This is a genomic window from Mycolicibacterium sp. XJ879, from assembly GCF_053483935.1.
Map to the genome: position 1 here is coordinate 398,209 of NZ_JBEFTH010000004.1, position 12,412 is coordinate 410,620.

A 12,412-nucleotide genomic window follows, 5' to 3' on the forward strand; every position below is an offset into this window, starting at 1 on the left:
GCGATTTCGGTGCGCTAACGCTCGGTCAGCGCTGGTTCGCGCACCGGAATCACTTGATTTCGGCGAGAACCGTGCCCTGGGTGATGGCCGCTCCGGCCTCCACCGCGAGCCCGGTGATGGTGCCTTCCTTGTGCGCGGTGACGGGGTTTTCCATCTTCATCGCCTCGAGCACCACGACCAGGTCACCGGCGGCGACCTGCTGGCCCTCCTCGACGGCCACCTTCACCACGGTGCCCTGCATCGGCGCCGTCACGGCGTCGCCGGAGGCGGCCGCACCGGCGTTGGAGCCACGCTTGCGCGGCTTGGGCTTCTTACGCACGATGTTGCCGCCCGCTGCGCCGCCACCGCCGATCGCCAGGTCACCGGGCAGCGACACCTCGAGCCGACGCCCGCCCACCTCGACGACGACGGTCTGCCGCGGGATGGTGTCTTCCTCTTCGATCGGGTCACCGCCGGTGAACGGCTCGATGGTGTTGTCCCACTCGGTCTCGATCCAGCGGGTGTGCACGGTGAAACCAGCCGAACCAGCTGAGTCGTCGCCGATGAACGCCGGATCGGACACCACGGCGCGGTGGAACGGGATGACGGTGGCCAGGCCCTCGACCGTGAACTCTGCAAGGGCGCGGCGCGACCGCTCGAGCGCCTCTTGGCGGTTGGCGCCGGTGACGATCAGCTTGGCCAGCATCGAGTCGAACTGTCCGCCGATCACCGAGCCGGTTTCCACGCCGGAGTCCAACCGCACACCGGGGCCCTGTGGAGCCTCGAACTTGGTCACCGGGCCGGGCGCGGGCAGGAAACCGCGGCCGGCGTCCTCGCCGTTGATGCGGAACTCGATGGAGTGGCCGCGCGGGGTCGGGTCCTCGGTGATCTCGAGTGCGTCGCCGTTGGCGATCAGGAACTGCTGGCGCACCAGGTCGATACCCGAAGTCTCCTCGGTCACCGGGTGCTCGACCTGCAGACGGGTATTGACCTCGAGGAAGGAGATCAGCCCGTCCTGGCCGACCAGGTACTCGACGGTGCCCGCGCCGTAGTAGCCGGCCTCCTTGCAGATGCGCTTGGCCGACTCGTGGATCTCCTTGCGCTGCGCATCGGTGAGGAAGGGCGCCGGCGCTTCTTCCACCAGCTTCTGGAACCGGCGCTGCAGCGAGCAGTCGCGGGTGCCCGCGACGACGACGTTGCCGTGCTGATCGGCGATGACCTGGGCCTCGACGTGACGTGGCTTGTCCAGATAGCGCTCGACGAAGCACTCGCCGCGCCCGAACGCCGCGGTGGCCTCGCGCACCGCCGAGTCGTAGAGCTCGGGGATCTCTTCGATGGTGCGGGCCACCTTCATACCGCGGCCGCCGCCACCGAACGCCGCCTTGATGGCGATCGGCACGCCGTACTCCTTGGCGAAGGCCACCACTTCGTCGGCGTCCTTCACCGGATCCGAGGTGCCGGGCACCAGCGGCGCCTGGGCCCGCGCCGCGATGTGCCGCGCGGTGACCTTGTCGCCGAGGTCGCGGATGGACTGCGGGCTCGGGCCGATCCAGATCAACCCGGCGTCCAGGACGGCCTGGGCGAAGTCGGCGTTCTCCGACAGGAACCCGTAGCCCGGGTGGATCGCGTTGGCGCCCGACTTCGCGGCGGCATCGAGCAGCTTGGCGAAGTCGAGGTAGGACTCCGCGGAGGTCTGCCCGCCGAGCGCGAACGCTTCGTCGGCGAGTCGTACGTGCGGTGCGTCGGCGTCGGGTTCGGCGTACACGGCCACGCTCTGCAGCCCCGCATCCCTGGCCGCCCGGATGACCCGGACCGCGATCTCCCCACGGTTGGCGACGAGCACCTTGGAGATCTTTGAGCTGGCGTGACTTGCCACGTGGCCTCCTGACGGCATATCTCTAAGAAACGTCTTTAAGAATCTATCCCGGGGCAGTTTAAGGGGCGATGCGGGGCACCTGATGACGCGGTGCCGGAAAGTCTCCACAGGCATCCGGCCGCTGAGCAGTCGACTCGCAATTTCTTGACTCTGCGCCCAGGGCGCGATAGTGCGGCTGCACGAGCCGTCACCGCAGAGTCAACGGGTCAGCTCGCCCGTTCGACGAAAGAACTTGCACCGCGGGACTTTTCCCAAAGCCCCAGCTCCCGTGGAGCTAGCGCAGCCGGCGTTTGATGCGGGCCAGCATCGCCGAGATGCCGCGCAGCCGCAGCGGGCTGATCAACGCGGCCAACCCAAGTTCGGAATAGAAGTCGTCGGGCACGGCCAGGATCTCGTCGGCGGGTTGGTCGTCGAGCCCGGCGGCCAGGATCGCGGCGAACCCGCGCGTGGTCGGGGCTTCGGCCGGCGCGCTGAAGTACAGCCGGACGTGTTCGCGGTCCTGGGCATCGACATGCAGGAACAACGGCGACTGGCATTCGGGCACCGGCTCCATCGCGGCCTCTTCGAGATGGGCGGGCAGTGCTGGAAGCTCCATGGCGAACTCGAGGAGCAGTTGCAGCTTGTCCTGCCCCTGCACCTCGGCAAAATCCGACACCACCTCGGCTAAGGGGGTCGGCATGCTCACGGCGCTTCGCCTGGCTCTTCCCCGACCGCGACGGGCACGCGCACCGCGTTGCCCCATTCCGTCCACGAGCCGTCGTAGTTGCGCACATCGGGCAGGCCGAGCAGATGGGTCAGCACGAACCAGGTGTGGCTGGAGCGCTCACCGATGCGGCAGTACACCACCGTCCTATCGTCGGGCTGCACGAAGCCGTAGAGCTCCTCGAGTTCGGCGCGGCTGCGGAACCGGCCGCTGTCGTCGGCCGCCTTGGCCCACGGGATCGACTTGGCGGTGGGGATGTGGCCGCCGCGCAGCGCGCCCTCCTCGGGATAGTCCGGCATGTGCGTGCGCTCGCCGGTGTACTCCTGCGGTGAACGCACGTCGATGAGCGGCTCTTCGCCGAGGATGGCCAGCACGTCTTCCTTGTAGGCGCGGATCGGTGCGTCGTTGCGGTCGACGACGGGATAGCCGGTGGACTGCGTGCTGGGCACCGCGAGGGTGGTTTCGCGGCCGTCGGAGATCCACAAATCGCGTCCGCCGTTGAGCAGCCGGACATCAGGGTGGCCGAACAGGGTGAACACCCACATCGCATAGGCGGCCCACCAGTTGCTCTTGTCGCCGTAGACCACGATGGTGTCGTCGCGGGATATCCCCTTGCGGTTCATCAGGTCAGCGAACTGCTCGCCGTTGATGTAGTCGCGCACGTGCGGATCGTTGAGGTCGGTATGCCAGTCAATCTTGACGGCGCCGGGGATATGGCCGGTGTCGTAGAGCAGCACATCCTCATCGGATTCGACGATGGCTAAGCCCGGCCGGCCGAGGTTGGCCGACAACCAATCAGCGGTCACCAGGCGTTCCGGATGGGCGTACGCCTGCAGGGCGGGATCTGGATCGGGTGGCAGAGGCACAGTCAGAGCCTACCCAGCCGCCAGGGCGCGTGGCATGTACCCGCCGTGCAAAAAGAACTCTGGCAAAGTATTGTGTGCACTCGTGTCGGGGTCGTTGCATTCAACAAACTCGAGGAAATATGCCTGAGCCAGCAAATTACGACATTGGAATAGTCGGACTGGGTTATGTGGGGCTGACCTTGGCCACGGTGCTCGCCGAAGCCGGCTACTCGGTGATCGGGGTGGAGAAGCGGCCCGAACTGGTGGCGATGACCAACGAGGGCACACCGCACTTCACCGAAACCGGTCTGCCCGACGCACTGGACGGTGTGACCAGGTTCAAGAAGCTGGTGGCCACCGAGCGGTTCGACAACAGCTTTACCTGTGATACATACATCATTACGGTCGGCACACCGCTTTCGGCGGCGGGTGTGGCGCAGATCGACATGATCGAGTCCGCCGCGCGCGACATTGCCGAGAATATGCGCGACGGCGCCCTGGTGATCCTGCGCTCGACGGTCAAGATCGGCACCACCCGCCAGGTCGTCGCGCCGATCCTGGCGGCCAGCGGCAAGCAATTCGATATCGCAATGTGTCCGGAACGGACGCTGGAAGGCCGGGCACTATCGGAATTGCGCGAATTGCCGCAAATTGTCGGTGCCGACAATTCCGAGGTGGCTGACCGGGCGGCCGCGGTATTTCGCCGGCTAACGAAATCCATCGTCCTGGTGTCCGATATCGAGACGGCCGAGATCATGAAACTGGTCAGCAACACCTACCGCGATGTGCAGTTCGCCTTCGCCAACGAGGTGGCCCGGGTGTGCGACGCGTTCGGCGTCAGCGCGCACGAGGTCATCTCGTCGGGCAAGCTCGGCTACAACCGCACCAACATCCCGCTGCCGGGTCTGGTCGGCGGGCCGTGCCTGGAGAAGGACCCGCACATCCTGATGGAAAGCGCGCGCACCCGCGGCCTCGATCTGGAGATCACCAAAGCGGGCCGGATGGTCAACGAACGCCAGCCGGAGGAGACGGTGCGCTTCATCAGCAGCGAGATCGAACGGCGCGGTCTGCAGGCGTCGGCGCCGATGAAGATCAGCTTGCTCGGCATGGCGTTCAAGGGGTCGCCGGAGACCAGCGACCTGCGCGGATCGATGTCGATCAGGGTGCTCGACGCGCTCAAGAAGGCCCATCCCGGAGCCGAAATCTGCATCTACGACCCCGTCACGCCGACCGGTCTGCTGGCGGCCGAGTTTCCCGACGAGGCCGTTTTCGATCGGTTCGGCGACGCGGTCAGCGGCGCGTCGGTGGTGGTGATCGGCAACAACCACCCGTCGCTCGGCACCATCTCGCCACGCACCATCAGCGAGTTCATCAAACCGAACGGGTTCGTCTTCGACTACTGGAACCATTTCAGCCACCTGCCGGAGTCCGAACTGGGTGACTCCTACTTCGCCGTCGGCAAGAGTGGACGCGTGGTGTGCGATGCCTGACCGCGTGGTGATCACCGGCGGGTGCGGCTTCATCGGGGCATACCTGGCGCGGCGGATGGTCGTCGACGGCTGGAACGTGGCCGTCGTCGACTCGATGGTGCGCGGCGACGCGGGACGCCTTGGCGACGTCGCCGACGACGTCGAACTGTTCACCAACGACGTGCGCGACCAGGATGCGTTGGAGCGGGCGTTCAAGGGCGCCGACGTGGTGATGCACCTGGCCGCCATCAACGGCACCGAAAACTTCTATACCAGACCGGAACTGGTGCTCGACATGGGTCTGCGCGGTGCGCTGGCGGTGAGCAACGCCGGTCGCAACGTCGGGGTGCCGGACCTCGTAGTGGCGTCGACGGCCGAGGTGTACCAGACGCCACCGGTGATTCCCACGCCGGAGACGGTTCCGCTGATGCTGCCCGACAGCCTCAACCCGCGCTACTCGTACGGCGGCTCCAAGATCGTCAGCGAGCTCATCGCGTTCAACTATGGCCAGGAGCACTACCGCAAGGTGCAGGTCTTCCGGCCGCACAACGTCTACGGTCCCGATATGGGTTTCAAACATGTTGAGCCGCAGCTGATTTTGCGGTCACTGGACGCCCAGGAGGCCGGTGACAGCGTGCTGCCGATCCAGGGCGACGGCACCGAGACACGCTCGTTTCTCTACGTCGACGACTGCGTCGACGGCATCCTCACCATGTATGAGCATGGCGCGCACCGCGAGATCTACCACATCGGCAACGACGAGGAACTCACGATCCGCGAGCTCGCCACCAGGATCGCCGGGATCGTCGGCGTGGAGCTGGACATCAAACCCGGCGAGGCCCCCGAGGGCGCCACGTTGCGCCGCTGCCCCGATATCGCCAAGATGCGCGCGCTCGGGTGGGCGCCAAAAGTCGGTCTCGACGATGGGTTGATGCGCACCGTCGACTGGTATCGCGCGCACCGCCGCGATGTGCCGCCCAACGACCTGATGTAGCTCTCCTTTATGGCGCGAGCAGACGCAAACTCGCATAACAATCGGCCCGCGAGTGCGAGTTTGTGTCTGCTCGCCGAGAGAGGCGTTATCCACAACGGCGTTTTCATCCCCAGATTGGCCTGCGGCCGCAGGTTCTCGACCCGTAGGCCTTTGATGATTTCGGCATGAACGCGGCTGCCCTGACCCTTCTCGATGAACACGGCGGAATCGCAACGACCGGACAGTTGCTGACGGTCATGACCCGTCAGCAGCTCGACGTAATGGTTCGCAACGGCGAACTCGTTCGGGTGTGGCGGGGGATATACAGCACGGCTGAACCCGACCTGCACGGTCGATTAGCGGCGTTGGATCTTTTGATGGGCCAACCTGCGGTCGCGTGTATGGGCACGGCCGCAAGCCTGTATCGCTTCGATGTGCAGGACACCAAAAGGGTGCACGTGCTCGACCCAGGTGTGCGGATGCGGCCGACGACCGGTTTGATGGTCCACCAGCGTGTGGGCGCGCCACTACAACGGATCGCCGGCCGGCTGGCGACGGCACCCGCCTGGACCGCTGTGGAGGTCGCGCGGCAACTGCGCAGGCCCCGAGCGCTCGCCACTCTCGACGCCGTGCTTCATGTAAACGCCTGCACGCCTGCACAACTCGAGGACGCTGTGCGTGAACAGAAGGGCCGCCGCGGGATTGTTCAGGTGCGAGAGCTGCTGCCGCACGTCGACGGCCGCGCAGAGTCGGCGATGGAAAGCGAGGCACGCCTGGTGATGATCGATTACGGGCTGCCGATGCCTGAGTTGCAGTACGAAATCGTCGGCCTCGACGGCACGGTGTACCGCGTCGATTTCGCCTGGCCGAAACAGCGTGTGGTCGCGGAGTACGAGAGCGTCGACTGGCACGCTGGCAGGCTCGAGATGCTCAGGGACAAGAAGAGGTACGCCGGTGTGCAAGAGGTGGACTGGACGATGGTCCCGATCACCGTTGACGACGTCAGACGTGAGCCGTGGCGGCTCGCCGATCGCCTCCGGTCCCACCTGTCGCGTTCCGCGGCGGCCAGTTAACCCCCGCGAGCAGACGCGAAATCACACAAAACTTGGTAGTTGAGTGCGAGTTTGTGTCTGCTCGCGCGCGCTGCTCGCGCTGCTAGCGCTGCTCGCGCTGCTAGCGCTGCTCGCGCTGCTCGCGCTCAAGGGGTGACCGGGTTGGCGGCCCAAAGGTCGGCGATCGACAACCCCGCCTCACGCAACAGACGACGGGTCAACGGCAGGCCGATGCCGACCACCGACGACGGGTCACCGTCGACCCCTTCGATGAACCAGCCGCCCAGCCCGTCGATGGTGAAACCGCCGGCCACCGCGGTCGGCTCACCGGTGGCGACGTAGGCGTCGAGCTCATCAGCAGACGGCACCCCGAAGTGCACCGTGGTGGCCATGCTGTCGGCGCACTGATACGCAACAGCGTTGTCCCGTAACCGGATAACGCAGTGACCGGTGTACAGCTCACCGGACGTGCCGCCCATCTGCTGCCAGCCGGCGCGTGCTGCCGCGGCTGTCGCGGGCTTACCGACGAGCGCCCCGTCGCGGTAGAGCATCGAATCGCAGCCGATGACCACGCAATCGGCCGACACAGCCGAATCCAGCCCGCCGAGGACCGCCTCGGCTTTGGCCGCCGCCAGCGCCGCCGTGATCTCCGACGGCGTGGCCGCGGGATCAAGCCCTGCGAGCACAGCGTCCTCGTCGACGCCGGAGACGATGACGAGCGGATCTATTCCGGCCTGCCGCAATACCTTTCGGCGGCCCGGCGATGCCGACGCGAGGACCACCCGCGTCATCGGCGCATGTGGGTCCGTTCCACCAACGTCACCCGCTGCCAGCTGAACGACGAGTAGCGCAGCCGGTCAACGGGATGACCCCACAAGTTCTGCTCCTGCTCGCGCGGCTCTTCCGGAGTCCCCGACGCGGCGGCGAACACGGCGAGCAGCGCCGCGAGCTCCTCGGCGGTCGGGTGCCCGGACACCACTTGGATGTGCGCCTCGTGCGCGTGCGGATCCTCAACCACAGCCCCGCTCACAGCGGCTGAATTGTTCGCCCCGCTCACAGTGGAATATTCCCGTGCTTCTTCGGCGGCACCTGGCTGATCTTGCGCTCCAGCAGCCGCAGCGCGGTGCCCACGTAACCGCGGGTGTGCGACGGCGGGATCACCGCGTCGACGTAGCCGCGTTCGGCGGCGATGTACGGGTTGACCAACGTGTCCTCGTACTGCTGTTGCAGCTGTAAGCGCAGCGCCTCAACGTCGGCGCCGTCCTTCGCTGCTTGACTGAGCTCCTGGCGGTAGACGAAGCCGACCGCGCCCGACGCGCCCATCACCGCGATCTGCGCCGTCGGCCAGGCCACGCAGACGTCGGCGCCCATGTCCTTGGACCCCATCACGCAGTAGGCGCCGCCGTAGGCCTTGCGGGTGATCACCGTGATCTTGGCCACGGTGGCCTCACCGTAGGCGTAGAGCAGCTTGGCGCCGCGGCGGATGATGCCGTTGTATTCCTGGCCGGTGCCCGGCAGGAAGCCCGGCACGTCAACCAGCATCACGATCGGGATGTTGAAACAGTCGCAGGTCCGGATGAAGCGAGCGGCCTTCTCGGAGGCGTTGATGTCCAGACAGCCGGCGAACTGGGTGGGCTGGTTGGCGACGATGCCCACCGGACGACCCTCGACGCGGCCGTACCCGACGACGATGTTGGTCGCGTAGTCCGACTGGATCTCGAGGAACTCGTCGTCGTCGAGGATCCTGGTGATCACCGTGTGCATGTCGTAGGGCTGGTTCGGCGAGTCCGGGATCAGCGTGTCCAGCTCGAGGTCCTCGTCGACGAGGTTGTCCTCGATCGCGCCCTCAGGCACCGGGGCCGGGTAGCGCGGTGGGTCGGCGTAGTTGTTGGACGGCAGGTAGCTCAGCAGGTCGCGAACGTAGTCGAAGGCGTCCTGCTCACCGGAGGCGACATAGTGCGCGGTGCCCGACTTCGACATGTGGGTGTGCGCGCCGCCGAGCTCCTCCATCGTGACGTCCTCACCGGTGACGGTCTTGATGACGTCGGGGCCGGTGATGAACATCTGGCTGGTCTGGTCGACCATGATCACGAAGTCGGTGAGCGCGGGGGAGTACACGTGCCCGCCCGCGGCGGCGCCCATGATCAGCGAGATCTGCGGGATGACGCCGGAAGCCTTGATGTTGTTGTAGAAGATCCGGCTGTACAGGCCCAGCGAGACGACGCCCTCCTGGATGCGTGCGCCGGCGCCGTCATTGATGCCGATCAGCGGGCGGCCGGTCTTGATGGCCAGCTCCTGGACCTTGACGATCTTCTCGCCGTAGACCTCGCCGAGGCTACCGCCGAACACCGAGGCATCCTGGCTGAAGATGCACACCTCGCGGCCGTCGATGGTGCCGTAGCCGGTCACCACGCCGTCACCGAGCGGACGCTTGCTGTCCAGCCCGAAGTTCTTGCTGCGGTGCCGCGCCAGTGCGTCGAGTTCGACGAACGATCCCTCGTCGAGAAGCGCCAGAATGCGTTCGCGGGCAGTCAATTTGCCCTTGGCGTGAATCTTCTCCACCGCCGCCTCACCCACCGGGTGCAGCGTCTCCTCCTCGCGCCTGCGCAGATCGGCGAGCTTGCCGGCGGTGGTGTGGATATCGATCTCGTGCGTTTCGCCCGGTTCGGTAACGCTAGTCATGGTGCCCGATGCTACCGGGTTCCTTAATGTCTCCTTAAGCAGGCTTGCGCAGCGCGACCACGGCGAAGCTGGTCAACGCGGGCACCGGGTGTTTGAGCAGGAACCGTGACTTGGCCTGCTCCAGCGCGTCCAGCGGTTTGACCAGGTGATAGTAGTGATGGCCGAAGGCGCCGTGCCACTGCTCGAGCTCGAAGCCCACGCTCTCGAAGCGGCGGATCGCCCGCTTGGTGGGCCCGGTGGTCCAGTGGTAGTAGGCGGGGAACTTTTCGTGTTTGGGGTCGTCGATGCGACCGGGCTGGATCTTGCGCAGCAGTGTGCGCGCAGCATGTTCGGGGATGAGCCGGTTCAGCACGAACGGCAGCGTGTACAGCGTCGGAAAGTAATGCACGGCCAGACCGCCGGGGCGCAGCAGATCGAAGCAGTTGCGGTGAAACGCCCGCCCGTCGGGCACGTGCTCGCACAGCATCTTGGAGAACACGATGTCGTACATCTCGCGGCCGTCGCGTACGGGCTGGCACAAATCCAGCACCCGCGTCTCCACGTCGCCGCCGGCCTTCGCTAGCTCCTCGGCCGATATGTCGACGACGATGCGGTGCGAGGCGAACCCCCAGCGCTCGTTGTCGGCCAGCACCGGGTTGGCACCGCCGCCCAGCTCGGCGATGTTTTGCGCACCCTCACGCAACGCCAGCTCACGGACGTATTCGTCGTAGCCTTTCCACAGCGTTTCGATATCCCGGTAGCTAACACGGCTACCGGCGGGGGACACCGTTAAATTGACGCCTTCGTTATTCATGCGTTTACTCCGGTACTTTTCGGGCGGCGGCTCGGCAAAGCATACCTGCCGCAGGTTCCCACCAAGGAGGGCCGATCAGCAAATTCCAAACTCCCGCTTGTCACGGGGCCGTATTTGCGGTTCTATAGTCCCCGCGGAAGCAGAGCAACCATTCAACCAAACATCTGGCAAACAGGCGACGGAGCCTCGTGAGAGGATTATCAGCGTGCAACCAGCCCGCAAATACGACGGAATCGACGGTCCGAAGGTAGCGATTGCGCACGATTACCTGACCCAACTCGGGGGAGCCGAGAAGATCGTCCTGTCGATGGCCAAGGCGTTCCCCGAGGCACCGATCTACACGATGCTCTACGAGCCGCAAAGCACCTACCCGGAGTTTGCGGACTGCGACGTCCGGGTGTCGCCCTACAACCGCTTCGGGCCGCTGCGCAAGTATCACCGCGCGGCCCTGCCGCTGTACCCCCAGATCGCGCGGTCGGTGTTCGTGGACGCCGACATCGTGCTGACGAGCACCAGCGGGTGGGCGCACGGATTTCGCACCAACGGCCGCAAGCTCATTTACTGCTACTCACCGGCGCGGTGGCTGTATCTGTCCGACAAGTACCTCGGCGACGACAGCGGCCTGATCAAACGCGCCGGGTTAGCGCTGTCCAAGCCGTACCTCAAGGCGTGGGACCGCCGCCAGGCGCTGGCGGCCGACAAGTACTACGCGATCTCGACGCTGATCCAGAACCGCATCGCCGACATCTACGGCATCGACTCCGACGTGATGTTCGCCCCTGTGGCGATGTCGCAGTCGATGAACCCTGAACCGATCCCCGGGCTCGATGTCACCGAGGACGGGTTCTACCTGGTCGTCTCCCGGCTGCTGCCCTACAAGAACGTCGACGTGATCGTGCGTGCCTTCGCCGGAACCGACCGCCGGCTCGTCGTGGTCGGTAAGGGCCCCGACGCCGAGCGGTTGCGCGGCATCAAGACCGCGAATGTGACCATGCTGTCCGACCTCACCGACGGCCAGATGGCCTGGCTCTACAAGAACTGCCGGGCGCTGCTTGCTGCCAGTTACGAGGACTACGGGTTGACGCCCATCGAGGCCGGCGTGTGGGGCCGTCCGAGCGTGGCGCTGCGCTTCGGCGGCTTCCTGGACACCATCGACGAGGGCGTCACTGGGATGTACTTCGACAAGCCGGAGCCCGCCGCGATCGCCGAGACATTGAACCGGTTCGAAGCCACCCGATTCGACGCGGACAAGATCCGCCGCCACGTCGAGCAGTTCACCGAGGAAGTCTTCACCGAAAAGCTGCACGCCGCGGTCGACAACCTGGCATCCGCCAAGGGGTGACGCGATGGGTCTAGAACCGACGAAGATCGACCCCGAGGTCGTCGCCCGGAAGCGCGCCGCCGCGCCCGCGCTCAAGATGAGCCCGCAGTTCGAATACATCACCGACGAGAACGGCCGGATCGTCGACGTGGAGACCGAGGGCGTCACGTTCGCCGACAAGCTTCGCCGGTGGGTTGGGCAACTGGCCTTCAACATCGTCATCACCTACATCCCGTCGCACACCATCCGGCTGGCCTGGTTGCGGCTGTTCGGCGCCGAGATCGGCAAGGGTTCCTCGATCATGCGGGGCACCCAGATCCAAAACATCCACTATCTGGCGATCGGCGAGAACACCACGATCGGCATGCGGTGTGTGCTCGACTGCCGTTCGGGCATCTACTTCGGCAACAACGTGACCATCGCCAGCGATGTGCAGCTGCTGGCCGGCGGCCACGACATCAACCATCCCGACTTCCCGATCGTCGGCCCCGACCCGACCGTCGTCGAGGACCACGTGTGGATCGCCAGCCGCGCCATGGTGCTACCCAGCCACATCAAACGCGGCGCCGTGGTGGCAGCACATGCGTTGGTGGTCAAGGACATCGACGAGCTGACGGTGGTCGGCGGCAACCCCGGCAAGCCGATCGGCAAGCGCGATCCGGATGCGTTGGCCTACAGCGCAAGTTACCGTCCGCTGTTCTTCTGACAGGAGTACTTGA

Annotated in this window: 12 protein-coding genes; 5 read left to right on the forward strand and 7 right to left on the reverse strand. The window is 65.6% G+C overall.

From position 1 onward, the window contains the following. Positions 1-49: 49 nt before the first annotated feature. The 3 genes from ABQF13_RS12480 to ABQF13_RS12490 form a co-directional block, all read right to left on the reverse strand. Complete coding sequence (locus ABQF13_RS12480; RefSeq protein ID WP_448393049.1) at positions 50-1,855, reverse strand: acetyl/propionyl/methylcrotonyl-CoA carboxylase subunit alpha; 1,806 nt, start codon at positions 1,853-1,855, stop codon at positions 50-52. Positions 1,856-2,129: 274 nt separating this feature from the next. Then, entirely contained in the window at positions 2,130-2,597 is a 468-nt protein-coding gene (locus ABQF13_RS12485) for a SufE family protein (protein ID WP_448393050.1), read from the reverse strand. Then, positions 2,537-3,424: a sulfurtransferase gene (locus tag ABQF13_RS12490; RefSeq protein WP_448393051.1), complete on the reverse strand. Its 888-nt coding sequence runs from the start codon at positions 3,422-3,424 to the stop codon at positions 2,537-2,539. Before ABQF13_RS12490 ends, ABQF13_RS12485 begins: the two co-directional genes overlap by 61 nt. 119 nt (positions 3,425-3,543) lie before the next feature. Here ABQF13_RS12490 and ABQF13_RS12495 point away from each other — a divergent pair, with 119 nt between their 5' ends. The 3 genes from ABQF13_RS12495 (at position 3,544) to ABQF13_RS12505 (ending at position 6,918) form a co-directional block, all read left to right on the forward strand. Beyond that, a complete protein-coding gene (locus tag ABQF13_RS12495; RefSeq protein ID WP_448393052.1) occupies positions 3,544-4,893 on the forward strand; it encodes a nucleotide sugar dehydrogenase in 1,350 nt (449 codons plus the stop codon). After that, positions 4,886-5,866, forward strand: a complete 981-nt coding sequence (locus ABQF13_RS12500; RefSeq protein ID WP_448393053.1) for an NAD-dependent epimerase/dehydratase family protein — start codon at positions 4,886-4,888, stop codon at positions 5,864-5,866. The genes ABQF13_RS12495 and ABQF13_RS12500 overlap by 8 nt, the downstream gene beginning before the upstream one ends. Before the next feature lie 164 nt (positions 5,867-6,030). Then, positions 6,031-6,918 carry a type IV toxin-antitoxin system AbiEi family antitoxin gene (locus ABQF13_RS12505; protein ID WP_448393054.1) on the forward strand — a complete coding sequence of 296 codons (888 nt, stop codon included), beginning with the start codon at positions 6,031-6,033 and terminating at the stop codon, positions 6,916-6,918. A gap of 125 nt (positions 6,919-7,043) precedes the next feature. Here the strand turns inward: ABQF13_RS12505 and ABQF13_RS12510 are convergent, their stop codons facing one another. Genes ABQF13_RS12510 through ABQF13_RS12525 form a run of 4 tightly spaced genes read right to left on the reverse strand, consistent with a single transcriptional unit; the run spans position 7,044 to position 10,345 of the window. Continuing rightward, the gene (locus tag ABQF13_RS12510; protein WP_448393055.1) at positions 7,044-7,688 is read right to left on the reverse strand and encodes a Maf family protein; all 645 of its coding nucleotides are present in this window, start codon (positions 7,686-7,688) and stop codon (positions 7,044-7,046) included. Beyond that, positions 7,685-7,954, reverse strand: a complete 270-nt coding sequence (locus ABQF13_RS12515) for an acyl-CoA carboxylase epsilon subunit (protein ID WP_448393056.1) — start codon at positions 7,952-7,954, stop codon at positions 7,685-7,687. Before ABQF13_RS12515 ends, ABQF13_RS12510 begins: the two co-directional genes overlap by 4 nt. Beyond that, positions 7,951-9,579, reverse strand: a complete 1,629-nt coding sequence (locus ABQF13_RS12520) for an acyl-CoA carboxylase subunit beta (RefSeq protein ID WP_448393057.1) — start codon at positions 9,577-9,579, stop codon at positions 7,951-7,953. Before ABQF13_RS12520 ends, ABQF13_RS12515 begins: the two co-directional genes overlap by 4 nt. A 34-nt stretch (positions 9,580-9,613) precedes the next feature. Next, on the reverse strand, positions 9,614-10,345 hold the full coding sequence (locus ABQF13_RS12525) for a class I SAM-dependent methyltransferase (protein WP_448393058.1): 732 nt from the start codon (positions 10,343-10,345) through the stop codon (positions 9,614-9,616). Positions 10,346-10,577: 232 nt separating this feature from the next. On the opposite strand from ABQF13_RS12525, the gene ABQF13_RS12530 reads away from it, so the two are divergent. Together ABQF13_RS12530 and ABQF13_RS12535 are read left to right on the forward strand one after the other, a co-directional pair. Then, positions 10,578-11,714, forward strand: coding sequence for a glycosyltransferase (locus tag ABQF13_RS12530; RefSeq protein ID WP_448393059.1), 1,137 nt, complete (start codon positions 10,578-10,580; stop codon positions 11,712-11,714). A 4-nt stretch (positions 11,715-11,718) separates the two neighbouring features. Continuing rightward, positions 11,719-12,399: an acyltransferase gene (locus ABQF13_RS12535; RefSeq protein ID WP_448393060.1), complete on the forward strand. Its 681-nt coding sequence runs from the start codon at positions 11,719-11,721 to the stop codon at positions 12,397-12,399. The last annotated feature ends 13 nt before the right edge of the window (positions 12,400-12,412 follow it).